28 protein-coding genes are annotated in these 19,881 nt (G+C 62.9%); all 28 read left to right on the forward strand.

Annotation, left to right across the window (positions count from 1 at the left end):
- The first annotated feature begins 47 nt into the window (after window positions 1–47).
- The 28 genes from AC25ND_RS18445 to AC25ND_RS18580 all read left to right on the forward strand — a co-directional run bounded on the left by AC25ND_RS18445 (window position 48) and on the right by AC25ND_RS18580 (window position 19,877).
- Window positions 48–326 (forward strand): helix-turn-helix transcriptional regulator, encoded by a 279-nt coding sequence (locus AC25ND_RS18445; RefSeq protein WP_280087929.1) that lies wholly within the window; start codon window positions 48–50, stop codon window positions 324–326.
- A gap of 162 nt (window positions 327–488) precedes the next feature.
- The gene (locus tag AC25ND_RS18450) at window positions 489–1,217 is read left to right on the forward strand and encodes a DnaT-like ssDNA-binding domain-containing protein (RefSeq protein ID WP_486976525.1); all 729 of its coding nucleotides are present in this window, start codon (window positions 489–491) and stop codon (window positions 1,215–1,217) included.
- A 14-nt stretch (window positions 1,218–1,231) separates the two neighbouring features.
- Entirely contained in the window at window positions 1,232–1,897 is a 666-nt protein-coding gene (locus tag AC25ND_RS18455; protein WP_236180484.1) for a replication protein P, read from the forward strand.
- Window positions 1,894–2,106 carry a hypothetical protein gene (locus tag AC25ND_RS18460; protein ID WP_088852967.1) on the forward strand — a complete coding sequence of 71 codons (213 nt, stop codon included), beginning with the start codon at window positions 1,894–1,896 and terminating at the stop codon, window positions 2,104–2,106. The genes AC25ND_RS18455 and AC25ND_RS18460 overlap by 4 nt, the downstream gene beginning before the upstream one ends.
- Window positions 2,088–2,384 (forward strand): DUF1364 domain-containing protein, encoded by a 297-nt coding sequence (locus AC25ND_RS18465; protein ID WP_486976488.1) that lies wholly within the window; start codon window positions 2,088–2,090, stop codon window positions 2,382–2,384. The genes AC25ND_RS18460 and AC25ND_RS18465 overlap by 19 nt, the downstream gene beginning before the upstream one ends.
- On the forward strand, window positions 2,381–3,682 hold the full coding sequence (locus AC25ND_RS18470) for a tyrosine-type recombinase/integrase (RefSeq protein ID WP_414538055.1): 1,302 nt from the start codon (window positions 2,381–2,383) through the stop codon (window positions 3,680–3,682). The genes AC25ND_RS18465 and AC25ND_RS18470 overlap by 4 nt, the downstream gene beginning before the upstream one ends.
- Window positions 3,679–3,996, forward strand: coding sequence for a hypothetical protein (locus tag AC25ND_RS18475; protein WP_486976489.1), 318 nt, complete (start codon window positions 3,679–3,681; stop codon window positions 3,994–3,996). Before AC25ND_RS18470 ends, AC25ND_RS18475 begins: the two co-directional genes overlap by 4 nt.
- A gap of 3 nt (window positions 3,997–3,999) precedes the next feature.
- The gene (locus AC25ND_RS18480; RefSeq protein ID WP_236180476.1) at window positions 4,000–4,383 is read left to right on the forward strand and encodes an antiterminator Q family protein; all 384 of its coding nucleotides are present in this window, start codon (window positions 4,000–4,002) and stop codon (window positions 4,381–4,383) included.
- A 355-nt stretch (window positions 4,384–4,738) separates the two neighbouring features.
- Window positions 4,739–5,074, forward strand: a complete 336-nt coding sequence (locus AC25ND_RS18485; protein ID WP_236180474.1) for a hypothetical protein — start codon at window positions 4,739–4,741, stop codon at window positions 5,072–5,074.
- Between the two features lie 405 nt (window positions 5,075–5,479).
- Window positions 5,480–5,794: a phage holin, lambda family gene (locus AC25ND_RS18490; protein ID WP_371877782.1), complete on the forward strand. Its 315-nt coding sequence runs from the start codon at window positions 5,480–5,482 to the stop codon at window positions 5,792–5,794.
- A gap of 39 nt (window positions 5,795–5,833) precedes the next feature.
- A complete protein-coding gene (locus AC25ND_RS18495; protein ID WP_410175744.1) occupies window positions 5,834–6,178 on the forward strand; it encodes an HNH endonuclease in 345 nt (114 codons plus the stop codon).
- On the forward strand, window positions 6,078–6,467 hold the full coding sequence (locus AC25ND_RS18500) for a hypothetical protein (RefSeq protein ID WP_486976527.1): 390 nt from the start codon (window positions 6,078–6,080) through the stop codon (window positions 6,465–6,467). The genes AC25ND_RS18495 and AC25ND_RS18500 overlap by 101 nt, the downstream gene beginning before the upstream one ends.
- A gap of 115 nt (window positions 6,468–6,582) precedes the next feature.
- Window positions 6,583–7,059, forward strand: a complete 477-nt coding sequence (locus AC25ND_RS18505; RefSeq protein ID WP_096047972.1) for a phage terminase small subunit P27 family — start codon at window positions 6,583–6,585, stop codon at window positions 7,057–7,059.
- An 8-nt stretch (window positions 7,060–7,067) separates the two neighbouring features.
- A complete protein-coding gene (locus AC25ND_RS18510; RefSeq protein ID WP_260270005.1) occupies window positions 7,068–8,804 on the forward strand; it encodes a terminase large subunit in 1,737 nt (578 codons plus the stop codon).
- A gap of 9 nt (window positions 8,805–8,813) precedes the next feature.
- Complete coding sequence (locus tag AC25ND_RS18515) at window positions 8,814–8,957, forward strand: hypothetical protein (protein WP_052896001.1); 144 nt, start codon at window positions 8,814–8,816, stop codon at window positions 8,955–8,957.
- Entirely contained in the window at window positions 8,954–10,180 is a 1,227-nt protein-coding gene (locus AC25ND_RS18520; RefSeq protein ID WP_486976490.1) for a phage portal protein, read from the forward strand. Before AC25ND_RS18515 ends, AC25ND_RS18520 begins: the two co-directional genes overlap by 4 nt.
- 3 nt (window positions 10,181–10,183) lie before the next feature.
- A complete protein-coding gene (locus AC25ND_RS18525) occupies window positions 10,184–10,801 on the forward strand; it encodes an HK97 family phage prohead protease (protein WP_050706323.1) in 618 nt (205 codons plus the stop codon).
- Between the two features lie 15 nt (window positions 10,802–10,816).
- Window positions 10,817–12,040 carry a phage major capsid protein gene (locus AC25ND_RS18530; protein ID WP_258801889.1) on the forward strand — a complete coding sequence of 408 codons (1,224 nt, stop codon included), beginning with the start codon at window positions 10,817–10,819 and terminating at the stop codon, window positions 12,038–12,040.
- 14 nt (window positions 12,041–12,054) lie between these two features.
- Window positions 12,055–12,438 carry a head-tail connector protein gene (locus tag AC25ND_RS18535; protein WP_486976491.1) on the forward strand — a complete coding sequence of 128 codons (384 nt, stop codon included), beginning with the start codon at window positions 12,055–12,057 and terminating at the stop codon, window positions 12,436–12,438.
- The gene (locus AC25ND_RS18540) at window positions 12,435–12,809 is read left to right on the forward strand and encodes a head-tail adaptor protein (RefSeq protein WP_486976492.1); all 375 of its coding nucleotides are present in this window, start codon (window positions 12,435–12,437) and stop codon (window positions 12,807–12,809) included. The genes AC25ND_RS18535 and AC25ND_RS18540 overlap by 4 nt, the downstream gene beginning before the upstream one ends.
- Window positions 12,787–13,221, forward strand: coding sequence for a hypothetical protein (locus AC25ND_RS18545; protein ID WP_241412604.1), 435 nt, complete (start codon window positions 12,787–12,789; stop codon window positions 13,219–13,221). Before AC25ND_RS18540 ends, AC25ND_RS18545 begins: the two co-directional genes overlap by 23 nt.
- A gap of 9 nt (window positions 13,222–13,230) precedes the next feature.
- Window positions 13,231–13,830, forward strand: coding sequence for a phage tail terminator protein (locus tag AC25ND_RS18550; protein WP_486976493.1), 600 nt, complete (start codon window positions 13,231–13,233; stop codon window positions 13,828–13,830).
- Window positions 13,827–14,006, forward strand: coding sequence for a DUF2635 domain-containing protein (locus AC25ND_RS18555; protein ID WP_486976494.1), 180 nt, complete (start codon window positions 13,827–13,829; stop codon window positions 14,004–14,006). The genes AC25ND_RS18550 and AC25ND_RS18555 overlap by 4 nt, the downstream gene beginning before the upstream one ends.
- Complete coding sequence (locus tag AC25ND_RS18560) at window positions 14,003–15,499, forward strand: phage tail sheath subtilisin-like domain-containing protein (protein WP_486976495.1); 1,497 nt, start codon at window positions 14,003–14,005, stop codon at window positions 15,497–15,499. The genes AC25ND_RS18555 and AC25ND_RS18560 overlap by 4 nt, the downstream gene beginning before the upstream one ends.
- A 57-nt stretch (window positions 15,500–15,556) precedes the next feature.
- Window positions 15,557–15,904 (forward strand): phage tail tube protein, encoded by a 348-nt coding sequence (locus tag AC25ND_RS18565; RefSeq protein ID WP_486976496.1) that lies wholly within the window; start codon window positions 15,557–15,559, stop codon window positions 15,902–15,904.
- Complete coding sequence (locus AC25ND_RS18570) at window positions 15,904–16,203, forward strand: phage tail assembly protein (protein WP_486976497.1); 300 nt, start codon at window positions 15,904–15,906, stop codon at window positions 16,201–16,203. The genes AC25ND_RS18565 and AC25ND_RS18570 overlap by 1 nt, the downstream gene beginning before the upstream one ends.
- Before the next feature lie 129 nt (window positions 16,204–16,332).
- The gene (locus tag AC25ND_RS18575) at window positions 16,333–18,531 is read left to right on the forward strand and encodes a phage tail tape measure protein (RefSeq protein WP_486976498.1); all 2,199 of its coding nucleotides are present in this window, start codon (window positions 16,333–16,335) and stop codon (window positions 18,529–18,531) included.
- Window positions 18,528–19,877 (forward strand): DNA circularization protein, encoded by a 1,350-nt coding sequence (locus AC25ND_RS18580; protein ID WP_486976499.1) that lies wholly within the window; start codon window positions 18,528–18,530, stop codon window positions 19,875–19,877. Before AC25ND_RS18575 ends, AC25ND_RS18580 begins: the two co-directional genes overlap by 4 nt.
- Window positions 19,878–19,881: the final 4 nt, after the last annotated feature.

Here is a 19,881-nt window from a genome sequence, read left to right on the forward strand (position 1 = left end):
ATAACACGTTACGTGTTTATCCTGGGGTCCAGTCAAGAGGAACCCCTATGAACCACGTTCGACAGATCCGAAAGGGGGCGGGTATCAGTCAGGCCAGTCTCCGGCGAAAGCTCGATTGGAACCAATCACGGCTCGCCAATTATGAGGCAGGGCGGAGGGCCCCAGGGCTGGAAGAGGCTAGACGGATCGTCTCGGCCCTAAACCAACTTGGAGCGACTTGCGCCCTGGATGATGTTTTCCCTGTTTCAGCCGGAGGTCTGACGCCAAGTGGTGCAGATTCTGATCTAGCCGGCCTTGTGCGAGTAGATGGCCAAAACACCTGCTAATTCATCCAGTACCCAAATCGCGGGCATAAAAAAACCGGGTGGCAGCCCGGCTTTCTCAACTTCTGAATCGGGATCAATTATGCATCTCTCCAATGCTGCGCGCAACGCTGCGCCTGTCGCTCTATGTCAATCGCGATGGTGGCAAGCGTGAGCGTACAAGCCATGACCTGGGCACTCGCCATTCCCAAAGCTGAACTTGAGAATCCTGCAGCGCGCCATGTTCTGCTCTGCTTGGCCAACTACGCAGGCAGCGATGGAAGAGGGGCATTCCCTTCTGCCGGAACTCTCTCCGACGACACTGGCCTTTCTGAGCGAACAGTGCGGTTGAAGCTAGATGAGCTCGCCCAGGCCGGTTGGATCGTTGAGGGTAACCAGGCAATTGCTGCTGCCCATATCGATCGCCGTGACCGTCGCCCTGTCGTTTACGACCTGTTGATTAAGCGGGGTGCATCTGTTGCACCCCGTCCTGAACGGGGTGCAGGAAACCGCACGGGGTGCAGCTCACAGCAGAACGGGGTGCAGCAAAACGCAGAACGGGGTGCAGCAGCTGCACCCAATCCGTCATTGAACCAATCTACTCTCTCTCAGCGCGAGCCATTCGCAATGTCCCTCGACTGGGAACCGAATCCGGAACTGCTGAAAGCCTATGCCCGTCGTGCAGGTCTGACCCTGGATCAATTCAACGCGGTTGCCATATCCGGCTTTGTGCTTCACCACGATGCCAAGGGCGTGGCCCAAACAGAAAAGCAGTGGCTGGCCGCTCTGGTCAGCTGGGTCAAATCCGATCTCGCCCGCGCTGCGCGTTCTCCAGTTGCTCGCAATAGCGGATCGCAGCGCTCCAGCTTCGATGACGATGACACGTCGTGGATCGTGGAAGGTGGCGGCCAATGAATCAGGTTGCAACCGTGGCCCATGGCCTGTGGGCAAAGGTCCAGGCTGGCCAATACGTGCCCTCGGATTACTCGCTGCCTGCCGATGTGAAGGCCGAGCTCAATCGCAAAACTGCTGGGGTGATCAACGACCTGTTCCGCGATCTGCGCACGATCTGCAGCGCCTGGAAGCAGGCATGGCCAGATGAAGCGACGTACAAGGCGGCCAAGCAGCAGTGGCTAACCGCGTTTCTCGAGGCTGGCATCAACACCCCGGAGCAACTGCAGTTCGGCTTGATGCGCTGCCGGCAATCCGGCCGCGAGTTCATCCCGGCGCCCGGGAAGTTCATCGAGTGGTGCCAGCCTTCGCCGGAAATGCTGGGCCTTCCCCCGCTGGCAGCTGCATTCCGTGAGGCTTGCCGTAACGCTCATCCCGCCATGGCAGGGAAGGGCAAGTGGACCCATGACGCGGTCTGGCATGCCGCCAAGGAAAGTGGTTTCGAGAACCTGAACAAGCTGGCCACCGAGGTGAGCGCCAAGCTGTTCGAACGCAACTACACGATTGCCGTTCGGCGCCTGGTAGCAGGTGAGCCGCTGCAGAGAATGCCGCTGGCTCTCCCTGCGGAGGTGCCAGGCCAGCGCACGCCAAAAGTGGGGAATGAAGCCCTGGCGGCGATCCGATCCAGGATGCTGCGCCGATGATCGAGCTTCCCGCACCTGACCTCACCGAATACCGATACGCGCTGTACTGCCGCTCCGACCTGTTCGGGCTCTCCAGTACCTCGCATCCACCCATTGCGCTCTACCGCGACGAAGCCGCGGCCATCGCTCATGGCCAACTCATGTGGCCGAGCGCTTACACCGTCATTGACCTTCATGGAGACGACAGCCCATGCGGCAATCGAAACTGACCAAGGCTGCACGCGGCCGGGAGTGCCAGGTGCGCATCCCGGGCATCTGCAACGGCAATCCCGAAACCACTGTGCTTGCCCACTACCGCCTGGGCGGCACCTGCGGCGTTGGCAAGAAGCCGCACGACCTGCAAGGCGCCTGGGCATGCAGCGCTTGCCATGACGTTTGTGATGGACGAAGCCGGGAGCTCGATCGCGATACGGTTCGCAGGTATCACGCTGAGGGCGTCATGCGTACTCAGGCTGTGATACTAAGCGAAAGCGTACCCTTCCAATGAGTGCGACCCGGGAAGTGAAGTTCAGCGAAGCCGAGGTGCGCCGCCAGGCCGCCGACAAGTCGGTACGCGATCTACGTGATCCACGACATCCTGGCCTTTACCTGCGGTTCTGGAGCAATCGCGAGCGGGGCACATGGCATCTGGTGCGCGGCAAGCAGTGGATGCCCCTTGCACGCTGGCCAGAACTGGGCGTGTCGGCGGTGCTGGCCGAGCTACCCGCGCTACGTCGACGCCTGCTGCGCAGTCCGGCCACTGCGCCGATTGCTTCGGGGATGGTCACCGTGGGCCAACTGCTCGACTGGTACGGCGACCGCATGGCCCGCGACCGCTCGCTGTCGGCCAAGCGCAAGGCCGGTGCCCGGTCGGCCATCGCCCAGCACCTGAAGCCACGACTGGATGACCTGCCCCTGGTCGAAGTGAGCGCTGACACCGTGGACAAGCAGCTGATGTGGCCATGCCAGGCCGAGGTGTCGCTGTCCTATCTGCGGCAGATGTTCGTGCTGCTGCTGACCGCCTTCCGCCAGGCCCGGCAGCTCGGCCTGATCGACCATAACCCCATGGCCGGGATGCGCTTCAACGACTTCACCAAGGCCAAGATCCTGCCCAAGGCAGCGCGCTTGCGTGACGTGCAGTTGCCCGAGCTGGTGCAGCAGCTGGCCCAGGCCTTCAAGGCGACCCCGGGTGACGCCATGTTGGCGGTGATGATGCTGGCTCACGGCACGCGGATTGGCGAGACCCGCATGGCGCGCTGGGCGGATATCTCCCTAGCGGCGGCCGAATGGTTCATCCCGGCGGCGAACACCAAGACCCGCACCGAGCATCGCCTGCCACTGACCGCCCAGCTCAAGGCGCTGCTGGTCCGCTACCGGGCCATTCAGCAGTCCCAAGGCTATGAGGGCGTGTACCTGTTCCCGAACCGTCGCGGCCTGTCGATGAGCGAGACCCAGGCCAGCATGGTGTTCACCCGGTTGGGGCAGGGCGCCTGGACCAGCCACGACCTGCGCAAGGTGTCGCGCAGCACCTGGACCGACCTCGGCATCGACGGCCACATCGGCGAGATGCTGCTGAACCACACGCTGGGCAAGATCGCCAGCACATACATCCACACCCAAGCCATGCAGCAGCGCCGTGCAGCCCTGGAGAAGTGGCACGCCTGGTTAGATGGCATCGGCTTTGGTGCCATCCACGGCCTTACCGAGGCCTTATTTGAAATTTCGCAGAATTCGCCACAGGCCACGACTGCCGTGGCTTCGAGCAACCTTACCGAATTTGTAATTAGCGAGGATTCGAAAGCATGAAAAAGAGCCACGGACCGGCCCTCAAGAAGCCGGTGATCGAACTGGCTAAATGCCCGGAGTGCTTCGGGAAAGCGCTTATCAAGGGCTTGTTTTATGAGCTGTCGTGCGAACGCTGCAGTGCCTCGGGCTGGGTAGCAGCAGCAACTGGCGAGGCCCTGGCTCAGGATGAACTGGTGACCCAGCTCAGCATGATGCTCCAGGCCGCGAGACGGCAGATCGAGCAATTGAAGACCCTCCGAGCGACCGGCCCGGAGGCGCTGTATCAGGAAAGCAACCGGCTGGGCGCCGGCGGCACCAACTACACCGGGGACTGAAGGATGAACACAAGAAAGCCGCTGCACCGCCCATTAGGCGATACCGAGTACATGTTGGAACAGTGGGGATGGTGGCGGATGGATGGAAAGGGAGTTCCGGGCTATACGTCGCCTGCTTTCGCGCTGATGCGGGATCATCTCCCATCGGCCTCTAAGCCGTATGCACTTATCGATGAGCTTGCCATGGCTGTAGATGGAGCCGTGGCCAGGCTCTGCCGGCGTGACCAGATGATGGGTGACATGATTTGGTTGTATTACGGGGCGAAATGGCCTGCGGTGCGGGTAGGGCGCCACTATGGTGTCAGTGAAATGAAGGCGCGAGAGCTGATCAAGGCCGGTGTGGCTTGGGTTGATTGCGTGCTTGAGGACTTGAAGGGCGCTGCTTGATAAAAGGGGTTGTCCATATGGAATAGCTCTGTTTTCATAGCAGCGTGTCCAGCTTGCAAGCAACGCGACACATACCAGCCCCGGCCATTGCGCCGGGGTTTTTCGTTTATGGGGATGACATGTCCAGGCGCGCGGGTTTTCGAAGCTTGGGGTGTGAGCTTGGGATGGCGCGCATGATACTGGTTGCATGTACAGTATTTTTGTGAGATGCTTGAGTCACTCCATCGTCAGACCCACACAGCGCGCAACACGCACCGTAGGATCTGTCTTGAGAAGGCCTTTGAGCCTCGAGCAATTGTGGTTAGGTGAAATTTCAGCCTAACCAAGTTATTCAAAACTTCTCAAAGGTGAATCTATGGCAGTTCGTACTCTTGGAAAGCACTTCAAGTATAATTACGTTAACGGCAAGGTGATTGAGGTGCATACTATTGTTGCGCCGGAAGATAATCAGCATGGCGTGGTAATTCGATCTTTGGATATGGGCAACGTCGATACCATTTTTGTGTATGGCGCCACTAAGCCGAAAGAACGCCGTGACACTAGCTGTGTTAGGTTTCCGAGCGATGGTGTGAAGTATAGTGAATATTTTGTTCCTGCTGGCAATGGCGTTTTCATGCAGGCAGCGGATTCGTACTCCACCTGGATGGGCATTTCCTGGGACTTCTTGGATGCAGGTGGAGCGGTAGCGTAAAGGAATTTAGTTTCTAATAAGCTCGCATGACGAGGGGCGTTTAGGCCGATTCCTTTTCTGCTTGCTCGATAGGCTCGCCATTTCGGCGGGCCTTTTCATTTCTGGTATTTAAGGGATTCGACCGACCTTGGTCGTAGCACAGCACCACGGATGGGGCACGGGCTCCGTCTCGTTATAGGCGTTCTAACTGCGCTTTGCAGAAGGTCAAAGTGTAACTTCGGTCGCTGAACCTGAGCTTTGCATTCAAGCGATGATTTTCACTCGGAGCAAAGATAAGTTCGATGACTGACAATTTGATGCGATAACTTTCGCTCGCTATAAGCGCAAGCATTTATCTAAGCCTCGGCACATGCCGGGGCTTTTCATTTTTTGCTCCCCGTAGCGGGAGGAAACGGGATGGTCCACATGCCTGAGAAAGACCCTGGCCTTTGGGCCGCAGCGCTGGCATGGTTGGTAGCTCACCAGCCCCAGCTTTCCACTGGTGGCATAGCCGCCGCAGTGGCCATGTTTCGAGTCATTTATGGAGGTGGCCGAGGGCGCAAGGTCCTTTTGGAAGGCGCGATCTGCGGCTTGATCGCCGTGAGTCTACTGCCAGTGCTGGAGTACTTCGCCCTGCCTGCGAACCTTTCGGTCTTCGCCGGCTGCATGGTTGGTTTCATGGGGGTGGATAAGCTACGTGAGTATTCCGACCGCTTCATGGGCAAGAAGGTGGAGGGCTGATCTATGCCGCCCAAGGCCAAGCGCCCGTGTCGTGTTCCTATGTGCCCCGGCAAGACCAGTGACAGCCACGGCTACTGCAGCGCTCATGCCTCGCTCGCGATCGGTTGGAACAACCCGCGCCGTGGCACTGCTGAGCAGCGTGGCTATGACTGGGCATGGCGCAAGCTTGCCAAGGCAGTACTCAAACGAGATCGCTATCTGTGCCAGTGCCATGACTGCAATGGTCGCCGACTGCCGGCAACAGAGGTTGACCATCGCATACCGAAGTTTGAAGGGGGAACGAATGACCCATCCAACCTGTTTGCCATCAATAAAAACTGCCACAAGTTCAAAACGGCGGCAGAGTCGGCACGGGCGCGGTCAGGCCGTCCGCCTGGCGCGTGAGGCAATGCGTTTGCGCGAAAGAGCGATCAAGCGCAGCCGAAGTACCGAGCTGATCCTCCATGGTGACTGGCACCTGGATCGAGCGCTGTACTGCTGGAAAAACATTCATAAGCTTGGAATTCCAGAGCTGATTTCGCGTGTTCTACATGAGCTAGTGGCAGCAATTGACGCATACATGCATGCCGCTGACGGAGTGCCAGAGCGTCCGCTTATTCATCTGTCTGCCTTAATGGATGGTGAGAGTCTGCGGGCAAAATTAGCGAAAAGTGGTCAAAAATCGGCCAAATAAGGGGGCGGGGCAAAATCTCTACAGCTTTCGTCTCTCTCCACCGATCGCCCAGCCTTTTTCACACACCCGCGAAATTAAAAAAAATCGCATTCCAGAAAATCGGGAGGCCTGAACGATGGGGCGACCCGCGAAACCTACCGCCCTCAAGCTGCTGCAGGGCAACCCCGGCAAGCGAAAACTCAAGAAGGACGGCCCCGCGCCGGCGCCGCTGGCGGAAACCCCAGACGCCCCGGAGTGGCTGGGGGAATGGGCCATTGAAATGTGGGACACCATTGCGCCGTGGTTGACCCAGACCGGGATCATGACCCGCACCGACACGCACAACCTGGCGGTCTTCTGCGCTGCCTATGAGCGGTGGCGGCTGGCTGAGGAAGAAGTGGCCAGCAAGGGCATCACCGTCGTGGACGCCAAAGGCGTGCTCAAGAAGAACCCCGCCTGCACCGTGATCAATGAGGCGCTGCGTCAGCTGGCCAGCTTCGGGGCAGCCCTCGGGCTGGACCCGGCCAGCCGTGCGCGCCTGATGGGCAGCGGCGGGCCGGAAAAACCAGAAAACCCGTTCATCGTGCTCAAAGGAGGGCGGGCCTCGAAGTGAGTTAGGACATGGCCAGCTACCCGAACGTAAACGCGGCGAACAAGTACGCCCGCGACGTGGTGGCCGGCAAGATCGCAGCATGCAAATACGTGCGTCGGGCCTGTCAGCTCCACCTGGATGACCTGGCCAAGTCGAAGAAGCGCAATTTTCGCTGGACCTTCGACCGCGACACCGCCGAGCAGGTGGCGGTGTTCATCCAGCTGCTGCCGCACGCCAAGGGCAAATGGGCGGCGCTGCGCGAGCTGATCAAGCTTGAGCCGTGGCAGCTGTTCATTTTCTGCAGCATCTTCGGTTGGGTCGACAAGAAGACCCGCCGCCGGCGGTACCGCGAGGTGTACATCGAGGTGCCGCGCAAGAACGGCAAGAGCGTGCTGGCCGCTGGTGTCGGCCTGTACATGCTGGTCATGGACGGGGAGTTCGGCGCCGAGGTGTATTGCGGTGCGACCACCGAACGGCAGGCCTGGGAGGTGTTCAAGCCGGCACGGCAGATGGTGCGGCGCACGCCCGAGCTGGTCGAGGCCTTTGGCATCCAGGTCGCGGCGAAAAACTTGTCGGTGATCGGCGACGAAAGCAAGTTCGAACCCCTGATCGGCGACCCCGGCGACGGCCAGTCACCGAGCTGTGCCATCGTGGACGAGTTCCACGAACACACCTCGGCCGCCCTCTACGAAACCATGCTGACCGGCATGGGCGCCCGCGATCAGCCGATGATGTTTGCCATCACCACGGCCGGCTACAACATCGCCGGGCCGTGCTACCTGCAGCGCGCCCAGGTGATCGACAAGCTGGAAGGGACGGTGCCGAACGATGAGTTGTTCGGGATCATCTACACGATTGACGAGGACGACGACTGGAAAGACCCGGCGGTCCTGCGCAAGGCCAACCCCAACTATGGCGTCTCGGTCGGGGCTGAGTACCTGCTGAAACGCCAGGCTGATGCGACGCGTTACCCGTCACGGCAAAACGCGTTCAAGACCAAGCACCTCAACATCTGGGTAAGCGCCAAGGAAGCCTGGCTGAACATGGCCGACTGGGAGGCGTGCGGCGACCCCACGCTGACCCTGGATCAGTTCCTGGGCCAGCGCTGCTGGATCGGCATTGACCTGGCCAGCAAGTCGGATATCTGCGCGGTGTCGCTGGTGTTCCTGGACAAGGTGGAGCTGGTCCCGGGGAGCGGCAAGTGGGTCAACCGCTGGACCATCTTCTGCAAGTCGTTCTTGCCCGAAGGCGCGATAGAGCGGGGCGGCCCCAACAAGGCCGCTTACGAGGCCTGGGCCAACGCTGGGTTGCTGGAGGTGTGCGACGGCGAGGAAATGGACTTCGACCTGGTGCGCGACATGGTGGGCGAATTCGCTGGCATGTTCGACGTGCAGGAAGTGGCCTACGACAAATGGCGCGCCACCCAGCTGGCCCACCAGCTGCAGAAGGACGGCGCCGAGGTAGTCGAAATGGGCGGCGGCGTGGCCAGCATGAACCTGCCCATGCGCGAGCTGGAAGCGGCGCTGCTGTCCGGTCGCGTGCGCCACTCCAGCGACCCAGTGTTGGCCTGGCAGGCTGGCAACGTTGTGGTGCGTCCGTTCAAGGGCTGCATCACGCCGATGAAGGCCGACGAAGGCAAGACCGACATGCGCAAAATCGACGGCATTGTCGCCGCGCTGATGGCGATGAACCGCGCCATGGTCAGCGAATTTGAGCCGGAAGGGCTGTTGGCCAGCCTGACCGAAGACGACCTATTAGCTATGTGAGCCCCTACGATGAAATGGCTTCCTGAATCTATCGGGACGGCAGGCTTTTGCCTGTTCGTCGCGGGCCTCTACGTCCAGTTTGGGGCGGGTGTGGCCCTGATGGTCGGTGGCGGCCTGCTGGTGGCCGGCGCCGCCAAGGCGGTGTGGCGATGATCCTGGGCGCGATGTTCGAGCAGCGCAGCAGCTTGGAAGTGCCCAGCACGCCGATGAACAGCAAGGAGCTGACCGAATACCTGTTCGAAGGGCAGGGCATCAGCGTCAGCCCGGCTTCGGCCATGCGTCTGACGGCGGTGTATGCCTGCATCTACGTGCTGTCCAGCTCCATGGCCCAGTTGCCGCTGAGCGTGCTGCGCAAGGTCAACGGGCGGATCGAGGCGGCCACCGACCATCCGGCCCATTACCTGCTGCACGATGAGCCGAACACCTGGCAGACCTCCTACCGCTGGCGGGAAACCAAGCAAGCCCATGTGCTCGGCTGGGGTAACGGCTACACGCGCACGGTGCGCAGTCGCCGCGGTGAATTGTTGTCGCTGGAAATGCACGAGCCGCAACACACCGATCTGGTGAAGAACGGCAATCGCTGGGTGTATTCGACCCAGGATGAGGACGGCGCGCCGCTGGCGGTGTCACCCGAGGACATGATTCACCTGCGCGCCATCGGCTCGCACCGGCGCATGGGGATCAGCCCCATCCGGCAGAACGCCGACACCATCGGCCTAGGCATGGCCACGGTGCGCTATGGCAAGGAGTTTTTCGAAGGTGGCGGCCGGCCGACTGGGCTGGTCACCGTCAAGGACGGGAAGCTGGATAACACCAGCTGGGAGCGCCTGAAAACGGTTTGGCGCGCCGCCGTGGAACGGCTCAAGCGTTCGGACAACAAGACGCTGCTGTTGCCCGCCGACCTCGATTACAAGGCACTGACCATCGCTCCCGAGGATGCGCAATTTCTCGAGACTCGCAAGCTGACCCGCAGCGAGATTGCCAGCATCTTCAACGTGCCGGCGCACATGATCAACGACCTGGAAAAGGCCACGTTCTCGAACATCAGCGAACAGGCTATCCAGTTCGTGCGCCATACGGTCATGCCGTGGGTGAAGAACTGGGAGGAAGAAGTAAACCGCCGCGTCTTCACCCGCGCCGAGCGCATGGCCGGCTACTACGTCAAGTTCAACCTGGCCGGCCTGTTGCGCGGCACCCCAAAAGAGCGCGCCGAGTTCTACCGCATCGCCATTCAAGACGGTTGGATGAGCCGCAACGAAGTGCGCGTGCTGGAAGACCTCAACCAGCTGGAAGGCCTCGACTCGATGTTGCTCAACGTCAACACGCAGTTGCTCGGCGCCGACGGCAAGCCGTTACCCGTAACGAAGCAGGAATAACCCATGAGTGAATTCGAACAACGCATGCTGCAGGCGCAGCATTGCGAGCTTCGTGCTGTCCAGCCGGATGAGCAGGGCAGCGCGCCGAAGATCGCCGGCTATGCCGCTGTCTTCAACCAGCGTAGCGACCTGCTGGGCGGCACCTTCGTGGAAATCATCGCCCCGGGCGCGTTCGATGACGTGCTGAACCAGGACACCCGAGCGCTGTTCAACCACGACCCGACCTACCTGCTGGGTCGCACGGCCAGCGGCACGCTGCGCCTGACCGTGGATGAACGCGGCCTGGCCTACGAAATCGATACGCCCAATACGCAGACCATCCGCGACCTGGTGGTCGAGCCGCTGCGCCGTGGCGACATGAGCGGCAGCAGCTTCGCCATGCGCGTGGCCAAGGGTGGCGACACCTGGCACGAGGAGAAAGACGGCCTGATCGTGCGCACGATCTTCAAGATCGCCGAGCTGCGCGACGTAGGGCCGGTGGCGTTCCCGGCTTACCCCGACTCCAGCGCTGCCCAGCGCTCCCTGACTGCCTGGAAGCAGGCGCAAACCGAAGGCGACGAAGCCCGCGCACATTTTGAGCGCGAGGCCCGCGAGCGCCTGCTTGACCTAACTGAACTGTGATCCCAAGGGGGAGCTATGACCCTGCAACAAATGAAAGAAGCCTATAACAAGCTGTCGGCCGAAATGCGCTCGCTGCATGACACCACCCCGGACGACGGTTGGACCGGCGAAGTCCGCGCCAAGTGGGAAGGCATGAAAGCCGACCTCAAGGGGCTGCGCGAGAAGATCGAGCGTGAAGAAGAGCTGCGCGCCCAGGATCAGAGCTTTGTCGAAGGTCTGGACCGTGAGCGTCCGGCCGGCGCGCCGAAGAACGAGGCGGAAGCTGAGCAGCGCAGCGCCTGGGATAACTGGGTACGTCGCGGCCTGGAGTATCTGACCCCCGAGCAGCGTTCCGTGGTTCTGGAAATGCGTGCTCAAGGCACCAATCCGAACGAGGCAGGCGGTTTCACCGTGCCGACCACCCTGCAGGCCAAGGTGATCGAATCGCTGGTGACCTACGGCGGTATTGCTTCGGTGTGCCAGCTGCTGCAGACCGACAACGGCGCGCCTATCGCCTGGGCCACCAGCAACGGCGGCGAGGAAGAAGGCGAGCTGATCGGCGAGAACAAGCCCGCCGGCGAAAAGGATGTCGAGTTCGGGATGGGCACCATGGGGTCGCACACCATCAGCTCGAAGATCATCCGCGTCTCTGAACAGCTGCTGCAGGACTCGGGCATTGACATGGAAGGCTACCTGGCCGGCCGTATCGGTAAGCGCGTGTCGCGTACCCGTAACCGCCTGATCGTCCAGGGCACCGGTACCGGCGAAACCGCCGATGCGCCGGCGCAGCCGAAGGGCCTGGAATACTCGACCCCTCAAGGTGCCATGACGGCCAAGGCCACCGCCTTTACCTGGCAGGAGGTCAACAGCCTGATTCACTCCGTTGACCCGGCGTATCGTGCGGCCGCCAAGTTCCGCTTGGCGTTCAACGACAAGACGCTGCAGGCGATGGAAGAAATGGTGGACGCCAACAATCGTCCGCTGTGGCTGCCCGGCATCGACAGCGACCGTCCGGCCACCATCCTCAAGCATCAGTACGTGATCGATCAGGCCATCGCCGATATCGGCGCCGGCAAGAAATTCATGTATGCCGGCGACTTCAACGAACTGGTGCTGCGCGCGGTCCGTAGCCTGACCCTCAAGCGTCTGGTGGAGCGTTACGCCGAGTACGGCCAGGTCGGCTTCCTGGCGTTCGTGCGCTTCGGCCTGGTGCTGCAGGACACGGCCGCTATCAAGCACCTGGTGGGCAAGACCGCCTGACGAGAGGGTTGCCCATGCTGACGCTTGAGCAGATCAAGAGCCATTGCAAGCTGGAGCTGGACGAAACCGAGGAAGACACGCTGCTGCAGGCCTACGCCCGCGCAGCGCGTCGCCAGGTCGAGAAGGACAGCGGCCGGCGGTTGTATTGGGTCACGCTGCCGGCCGACGCGCCGGCAGACGCGACCGGCGATGAAGCCTACCTACGTGGGCTGTTGCCGCTCGATGCTTCGGAGAACGCGTTACCCGTAACGGACGACTTGGCGCTGGCCATGCTGCTGTTGGTCGCCCACTGGCACCGCAACCGCGAGCCGGTCACCGAGTCGACCAGCAACGGCACCAAGGCGCTGCCGCTGGCCTATGACGCCCTGGTGCAGCCTTACCGCTGGTTCACGCTGTGAGGGAGCCGGAAGCGGGCGAACTGCGCACCCGGGCGGTGGTGCGCATCCGCAGCGACACGCCAAAAGGCTCTGCAGGCCTTGAGTCAAATTTCGAGTCGGTAGCCAAACGCTGGTGCAAGATCGAGCCGTTAGGCACGGCCACCTACACCGGGTCGGTGCAGACCGGGACGACCATTACGCATCGGATCTACTGTCGATTCGTGCAGGACCTGGACACGCGGCATGAACTGGTCGCCGGCGGCCGAGTGTTCCGCGTCAAGCGGGCTACCGGTATGCGCGGGCGGCAGGTGTGGTCGGTGATCGAGGTCGAGGAGCTGCAGGCGGCGAATGCGCCGGCGGGAGGTGGCCGTGGCCAACTCCGTTTCGATTGACGGCTATCTGCATGTCGAGGGCTTCGACAAGTTCGACCAAGAGGCCTTCAACAAGCGAAAGATCCGCGCTGGCATGCGCAAGGTTGGCCAGCTGATCACCGGCCGGGCACAGATGAATCTAGCGCTCGGCGGTGGCCAGGACGGCTACCCCGTAAACCGTAGCGGGGCCACCACCGACTCCATCGGCTACAAGGTGTCGCGCTCGGGCTTTCTGGTGCGTGTCGCACCCAGCAAGACCGCGAGCATGAGGGCCTTCTATCCCGCTTACCTGCACTACGGCGTGCGCCGCAAGAGTGGGGGCGGGTGGCGGATCAAACCCCGCGACAACTACATGACCGACGCCCTGGTCGACAGCCGAGACGAGGTGCGGCGCATCCTGCAGCAGGCCTTTGCCGCCGCGCTGCTCAACTGAGTACCTGACATGAAAATCACGCCTGTGATCGAGCAGCTGCGCGCCTATGCGTCTGGCTTCGAAGGGCGCGTGGCCGGCGGACTGGATTGGGACCCGACCGCCGACAGCGCCAAGATGCCCCCGCCGGCGGCCTATGTGATCGCCGTTGGCGACTCGGCCGACGAGCCGCAAGCGCAGAACGTTTACACCCAGGCCGTGCGCGACGTCATCGACGTGTGTGTCGTGCTGCCGACCGATGATGAGCGCGGCCAGTCGGTAGCCGACGTGCTGCACGACGTGCGCTCCCAGCTGTGGCGTGCCCTGGTGGGCTTCGAGCCGGACGACGAATCGGGGTCGCTGCTGTACGACGGCGGTCAACTGTTGCTGCTCGACCGCGACCGCATGGTCTACCGCTATCGCTTCTATGCCGACTTCCAGCTCGGCCGCTGGGAGCAGACCGGCGAAGGCAAGCCGCAGACCTGGCAGGAATGGCAGCTGGCCGGCCTGCCAGCCCTGGAAGGCATCGACACCCGTTTGGACTTCCTCAACCCCCTGAAAGACCCCAACGTCGACGCCCCCGGGCCAGACGGGCGGGTCGAGTTCACCATCCGTGAGGACTTGAACCCATGACCACGATTCACCTCAAGCCGGCACCGGGGCGCGATTGCCCGCTGCCGGATCAGCCGGGCAAGTACCTGCCCGCCGAGGGCGCTGCAGTGCCCCGCGATGCCTATTGGGAGCGCCGCCTACTTGACGGCGACGCCCTGGAACAGAAGACCACCACCCGGGGGAGCAAAGCGCGATGAGCATCGGTTTCAGCAACATCCCCAGCGACATTCGCGTGCCGCTGTTCTATGCCGAAGTCGACAACTCCATGGCCAACAGCGGCGGGTCCAGCCTGCGCCGGCTGATCGTCGGCCAGGTCAATGACGACGCCGACAGCGATGAAATCGGCCGCCTGGTGCTGGTGTCGAAGACCAGCGACGCCAAGGACATCGGCGGCACCGGCTCGATGCTGGCCGCTATGCATGCACGCTGGCGGGCCATCGACGTGGCCGGCGAGGTCTGGTGCCTGCCGCTCAAGGTGGCCACCGGCGCGGCCGCGACCGCCACTGTTACCGTAACGGGCAGTGTCGCCACCGCCGGCCTGGTCAATCTGTACGTGGCCGGCCAGCGCGTGCGCGCCGATGCCGTGGTCGGGGCCTCGGCCGAGGCCGTGGCGGCCAGCTTGGCGGCGGCCATCAATGCCGCCATTGACCTGCCGGTGACGGCCACGGCCGCCGCCGGCGTGGTCACCCTGCAGGCCAAGTTCAAGGGAGAGCTGGGCAACGATATCCAAGTCCAGCTGAACCGCCTGGGGCGCGCCAATGGCGAGACTACGCCGGCCGGCCTGACGCTGGTGGCCACGGCCATGACCAACGGCGCCGGCACCCCGGCTGTATCGGCGGCGTTGGCCGCGCTGGGCGACGAAGAGTTCGAGTTCATCGCCCAGCCCTGGACCGATGCCGACACGTTGGGCGCCTGGAAAACCGCAATGGACGACAGCGCCGGCCGCTGGTCCTGGGCGAAGCAGCTCTACGGCCATGTGTACAGCGCGCAGCGCGGCACACTGGGCCAGCTGGTCGCCGCCGGGCGGACGCGTAACGATCCGCATGTCTCCGTGCATGGCTTCGAGCGCGGCGTGCCGCAGCCGGCGTGGGAAGTGGCGGCGGCCTGGGCGGCACGTACCGCTGTGTTCATCAGTGCCGACCCGGCGCGACCGACGCAGACCGGCGCGTTGACGGGCATCGACCCGGCGCAGGCGAGTGACCGTTTTACCCTGACCGAGCGCCAATCGCTGCTGACCAGTGGCATGGCCACCGCTGCCTACAACGGCGGCAGCTACCGCATCGAGCGGGCCGTTACGACCTACCAGCGTAACGCCTACGGCCAGCCGGATGACTCCTATCTGGACAGCGAGACACTGCACCAGTCGGCCTACGTGATTCGCTACTTGCGCAGCATCATCACCAGCAAGTACGGCCGTCACAAACTGGCCAACGACGGCACGCGCTTCGGCCCTGGCCAGTCCATCGTCACGCCGAAGGTGATTCGCGGCGAGCTGATCGCGGCCTATGGCGCGCTTGAGCGTGAGGGCATTGTCGAGAACGCCGAGGCGTTCAATCAGTACCTGATCGTGGAGCGCGACCCGAAGAACCCGAATCGCCTGAGTGTGCTGTTCCCGCCGGACCTGGTGAACCAACTGCGTGTGTTCGCGCTGCTGTACCAATTCCGCCTGCAGTACCCGGACGCGGCGTAACCCTCATCGTTCAACCCCAGCCCGCCCAGTGCGGGCTTTTTTATGGGAGTGCCCTTTATGGGTCAGAAAGTCGCGGGCACCTGTTTTATCAAGGTCGACGGCGATCAGCTGGTGATCACCGGCGGCGTGGAATGCCCGCTTTCGGACAAGAAGCGCGAAACCATCACGCGGGGCTACTTCAAAGAAGAAGACCTGATCCCCTATGTGGTGGTCGACGCGGTGAAAACCGCCAACTTCCCCCGGGCCAAGCTGGCCAACGGGATCAGCATGACCATCACCGCCGAACTGGCTGACGGTTCGGTGTACGTGCTGAGCGGCGCGTATCTGGTGGACGAAATCAAAGTGACCGGCGATGACGCCAAGGTCTCGCTCAAATTCGAAGGCATCCAAGGAGACTGGCAGTAATGACCACTGTAACTCACACCCTCGCTACCCCAATCCAAGCCCATGGTGAAGAGGTCACCGAACTGACCTTGCGCCGCCCGACCGTGCAGGAGTGCCGCGCAATCAAGGCGTTGCCCTACGTCGTTGGTGAGAGCGGCCACCCGATCATGGAGGTCGAAGCGGTCGGTAAGTACATCGCGATCTGCGCTGCCATCCCGGCCAGTTCGGTGAACCAGCTGGACCTGGCTGACCTGAACACCATCGGCTGGATGATCGTGGGTTTTTTCATGCCCCAAGATTCGAAGCAGTCGGCGGCCTGACCGAGCTGGCCTACGACCTTGCCTGGTGGTGGAAAGCCACCCCGGGCGAGGTGCTGGACTGGACCCTCGACACGCTGTTCGAGAGTGAGGAAAACGCGTGGCGCATCAACGCGCTGAATGGGGGAGGCGGTGGCGGATAAATTCCAACTCAAGGCGCTGATTACCGGCGTCGATAAGCTGTCACCGGTGCTTAACGGTGTTCGCAAAAACGCCGCGGTGCTGCGCAAGCAGCTGAACAGCTCGGGCCTGGGCAAGATCACCTTCGGTGAGGCCCTGCAGGGCGGGGCGATCGCGGCCCCGTTCGTGATGGGTGTGAAAGCAGCCATTGGCTTTGAAAGCGCCATGGCCGACGTGGCGAAGGTCGTCAACTTCAAAACGCCCGAGCAGTTCAAGGCGATGAGCGATGACGTGCTGAACCTGTCCGAGCGTCTGCCCATGGCGGCCGAGGGGATTGCCAAAATCGTCGCTGCCGGTGGCCAATCGGGCATTGCCCGGGAGGAGTTGGCCAGGTTCGCCGAAGACGCTGTGAAAATGGGCGTCGCCTTCGACCAGACTGCTGAGGAGTCCGGCAGCATGATGGCGACATGGCGGACAGCTTTCCGCATGACCCAGGATGGCGTGGTGGAGCTCGCAGACCAAATCAACTACTTGGGGAACACGGGGCCAGTCAACACCAAACAACTGTCCTCTATCGTGACCGAAGTGGGTGCACTGGGTGAGGTGGCTGGCTTTTCTTCGGCGCAGATCGCGGCCATCGGCGCCACTATGGTGGGCGTGAAGCAGGATGTTGCGGCTACGGGCATCAAGAACTTCATGCTGGCCATGACCAAGGGCACGGCGGCTACCAAGTCGCAGGCCGAGGCCTTCAAGTCTCTGCGCCTGGACTCCAAGCAGGTCGCAGAGGGCATGCAGAAGGATTCGCAGGGCACCATGATGGACCTGCTCAAGCGGATTTCCGAGGTCGACGCGGCCAAGCGTCCGGCGCTGCTGACTAATCTGTTTGGCAGTGAGTCGGTGGCGGCTATCACCCCGCTCTTAACCAACTTGAAGCTGCTGAAAAGCAACCTGGCCAGTGTCGGGGATTCAACAAAGTATGCCGGCTCCATGGAAGGGGAGTACACGTCGCGGGCGGCGACGACGGCAAACGCCCTGCAGCAGTTGCAGAACCGGGTGACCCGCTTGGGTATTACGGTTGGCAGCGTGCTGTTGCCGCCGCTCAATGACTTCATGGCGTCGGTGGGGCCGATCATCAGCAGCGTGACCAGCTTGGCCGGGGCGCACCCGTGGCTGATTAAAGGGCTGCTGGGTGCGGCGGTGGGCTTCACCGTACTGCGCTTGGCCACGGCCGGGGCCTCGGCGGCGCTGGCCCTGATGAACGGGGTCGCGAGTATGAGCCCGGTGGGCATGATCGTCCGTGGCATCGCCATCGCGGCCGGCATCCTGATCGGTAACTGGTCGACCGTGGCGCCTTACTTCCAAGCGGTATGGGACAAGATCAAGGCCCCGGCGATGGCGGTGTGGGAGTGGATGAAAACCGCTTTCGCCTGGTCACCGCTGGGCCAGATCGTCGCCAACTGGGAGCCGCTGACGGCGTTCTTCGGCGCGCTGTGGGAACTGGTCAAAGCCCTGTCGGTGCCGTTCTTCGACTTCCTCAAGTCGGTCTTTGACTGGTCGCCGCTGGGTTTGATCATCAAGCATTGGGAGCCCATCACCGGCTTTTTCAAGGGGATCTGGGACAAGCTGCGACCCATCATCGAGCCCATGATGAAATTCCTGGGCTTCGACAGTGAGTCGAGCGGCGACGGCGTGATCAGCGCGGCGACGGCCAAGGTCAACGACTGGGCCGAGCAGCAGAAGGCGCGCAACGCCGCCGGCGAGCCGGTACCGGGGGCGCTGGTCAAGCCGATGGCGCAGCCGGTGCAACTGATGCCCGAAGCCACCAGCGTGGCCAGCCTGATGCGTGCGCCGAATCAGCCGGGACCGTGGGCGGCGATGCCGCTGTCGGCCTCGCAGATGGCCGAGCATGCACAGGAAAGCCTGGCCAAAGGGCTGACCCCGCAGGAGGCGGCGAAACGCGCTGAAATGGGCCTGCTGTCGCGTCCTGGGCAAACCAGCCTGTCGGCGCCGGCACCCGGTGCCCTGGCCGCGTCGCGGGGTTCCCTGGTGCAGCAGGCGGCCCAGGCCAGCAAAGCCCAGCTGGAAGGGCAAATGGTCGTGCGCTTCGACAATGCCCCGCCCGGCATGCGGGTGGAGCAGGCCGACACCAACCAACCCGGGCTGCAGGTCAGCCCACAAGTGGGCTACCGATCCTTGGGGAGGGCGTCATGAGTACCTGGCGGGATAAGCTGCACCCGGCCTCATTCCGGGGCGTGCCGTTCCACGTCGACAGCGACAGCATGCCGGCGGGACGGCGCACACAGACGCATGAGTATCCGCAGCGGGACAAGCCGCTGGTGGAAGATCTGGGCCGCGTCACGCGGGAAATCAAGCTGGCCGCCTTCGTGATCGGGGAGGACTGCTATTTCCAACGTGACAACCTGCTCAACGCCCTGGACAAGCCCGGGGCGGGTGAGCTGGTCCACCCCTGGTATGGCCGGCTGACAGCCACCGCGACGGTCTGCAGCGTCAGCCATGAGCGCCGCGAGGGCGGCATGGTCCGCTTTGACCTGGTGTTTGTGGAGGACGGCGAGAAGGGCTTTCCTGCCGGCGTGCCGAACACGGCGCGGCAGCTGGAGGACTCATCGGAAAGCCTGCTGGAATCGGCGATTGCCCGGTACAAGGCCGCGATGGCGGTGGTCAACCGGGCGCGCCTGGCCGTGGTCGCGCTGCAGAACGGTGTGGCCGGGGTGCAGATGGCCATTGCCTCGGAGCTTCGCCAACTGACGGGTCTGGTCAGCTCGGTGGAGGCGCTGGCTGACATGCTGATCAACGCCCCGGGCAACTTCGCGGCGATGATCCGGGGGCAGTTCGCCAGTGTCGGCGGCAGTTCACGGTCATCGGGCTATCGCTGGGGGCCGTCCAGCGGCGGCGACTCGGCCAGCCTGGAGGCCGATCCGGAGTTTGCCCGCACCGTCGCGGCGCTGCCCGAGGCGACGCCGGAGTTTTCCAGCTTCGCCGAGTCCGGCCGGGCCATCACCGGCCAGGTGGAGCAGGCCCGCCAGTTGGCCAACGCGCCGCCACCGGCCGGGGGGACCGATACCGCCGCCGTGGTCACTGCTGCCCGCGAGCTGGTGCGCGACGCGCTGATCGTGTTGGCCGTGCGCGAGGCGGTGGCCATGCCGGTGGTGCAGGCGCCCGAGCCGTTGACCGGCTTCGCCACCTTGGAGCAGCAGGTGGTGGCCCCGATTCAGCGCCCCGAGGTGCCGGTGACTGCAGACGTGGTCGCGCTGCGTGACGCCATCAGCGACGCCCTGTGGCTGGCCGCCCTGGCGTCGCCGGTCGAGCATGTCGAGCGGCTGGAGGTGGTGCGCAACCAGGTGCGGGCGCACCTGACCGAAGTGGCCCGCGCCGGCGTGCGGCTGAGTGAAGTGACCACGCGGGAAAGTCTGCCGGCGGTGGTGCTGGCGTACCAGCGCTACGGCGATGCCACCCGCGCCGAGGAAATCGTTACGCGTAACAAGGTGCAGCACCCGGGCTTCCTGCCCGTGGGCGCGCTGACCATCGCTCGAGAGTGAATCC

Source organism: Pseudomonas sp. P110(2024), assembly GCF_057480795.1.

Bases quoted from the DNA above. Each gene is read 5' to 3' on its own strand.
- AC25ND_RS18445 (WP_280087929.1), top strand. From the start codon at position 48: ATGAACCACGTTCGACAGATCCGAAAGGGGGCGGGTATCAGTCAGGCC.
- AC25ND_RS18450 (WP_486976525.1), top strand. From the start codon at position 489: ATGACCTGGGCACTCGCCATTCCCAAAGCTGAACTTGAGAATCCTGCA.
- AC25ND_RS18460 (WP_088852967.1), top strand. From the start codon at position 1,894: ATGATCGAGCTTCCCGCACCTGACCTCACCGAATACCGATACGCGCTG.
- AC25ND_RS18465 (WP_486976488.1), top strand. From the start codon at position 2,088: ATGCGGCAATCGAAACTGACCAAGGCTGCACGCGGCCGGGAGTGCCAG.
- AC25ND_RS18470 (WP_414538055.1), top strand. From the start codon at position 2,381: ATGAGTGCGACCCGGGAAGTGAAGTTCAGCGAAGCCGAGGTGCGCCGC.
- AC25ND_RS18475 (WP_486976489.1), top strand. From the start codon at position 3,679: ATGAAAAAGAGCCACGGACCGGCCCTCAAGAAGCCGGTGATCGAACTG.
- AC25ND_RS18480 (WP_236180476.1), top strand. From the start codon at position 4,000: ATGAACACAAGAAAGCCGCTGCACCGCCCATTAGGCGATACCGAGTAC.
- AC25ND_RS18485 (WP_236180474.1), top strand. From the start codon at position 4,739: ATGGCAGTTCGTACTCTTGGAAAGCACTTCAAGTATAATTACGTTAAC.
- AC25ND_RS18490 (WP_371877782.1), top strand. From the start codon at position 5,480: ATGCCTGAGAAAGACCCTGGCCTTTGGGCCGCAGCGCTGGCATGGTTG.
- AC25ND_RS18495 (WP_410175744.1), top strand. From the start codon at position 5,834: ATGTGCCCCGGCAAGACCAGTGACAGCCACGGCTACTGCAGCGCTCAT.
- AC25ND_RS18500 (WP_486976527.1), top strand. From the start codon at position 6,078: ATGACCCATCCAACCTGTTTGCCATCAATAAAAACTGCCACAAGTTCA.
- AC25ND_RS18505 (WP_096047972.1), top strand. From the start codon at position 6,583: ATGGGGCGACCCGCGAAACCTACCGCCCTCAAGCTGCTGCAGGGCAAC.
- AC25ND_RS18510 (WP_260270005.1), top strand. From the start codon at position 7,068: ATGGCCAGCTACCCGAACGTAAACGCGGCGAACAAGTACGCCCGCGAC.
- AC25ND_RS18515 (WP_052896001.1), top strand. From the start codon at position 8,814: ATGAAATGGCTTCCTGAATCTATCGGGACGGCAGGCTTTTGCCTGTTC.
- AC25ND_RS18520 (WP_486976490.1), top strand. From the start codon at position 8,954: ATGATCCTGGGCGCGATGTTCGAGCAGCGCAGCAGCTTGGAAGTGCCC.
- AC25ND_RS18525 (WP_050706323.1), top strand. From the start codon at position 10,184: ATGAGTGAATTCGAACAACGCATGCTGCAGGCGCAGCATTGCGAGCTT.
- AC25ND_RS18530 (WP_258801889.1), top strand. From the start codon at position 10,817: ATGACCCTGCAACAAATGAAAGAAGCCTATAACAAGCTGTCGGCCGAA.
- AC25ND_RS18535 (WP_486976491.1), top strand. From the start codon at position 12,055: ATGCTGACGCTTGAGCAGATCAAGAGCCATTGCAAGCTGGAGCTGGAC.
- AC25ND_RS18550 (WP_486976493.1), top strand. From the start codon at position 13,231: ATGAAAATCACGCCTGTGATCGAGCAGCTGCGCGCCTATGCGTCTGGC.
- AC25ND_RS18555 (WP_486976494.1), top strand. From the start codon at position 13,827: ATGACCACGATTCACCTCAAGCCGGCACCGGGGCGCGATTGCCCGCTG.
- AC25ND_RS18560 (WP_486976495.1), top strand. From the start codon at position 14,003: ATGAGCATCGGTTTCAGCAACATCCCCAGCGACATTCGCGTGCCGCTG.
- AC25ND_RS18565 (WP_486976496.1), top strand. From the start codon at position 15,557: ATGGGTCAGAAAGTCGCGGGCACCTGTTTTATCAAGGTCGACGGCGAT.
- AC25ND_RS18570 (WP_486976497.1), top strand. From the start codon at position 15,904: ATGACCACTGTAACTCACACCCTCGCTACCCCAATCCAAGCCCATGGT.
- AC25ND_RS18580 (WP_486976499.1), top strand. From the start codon at position 18,528: ATGAGTACCTGGCGGGATAAGCTGCACCCGGCCTCATTCCGGGGCGTG.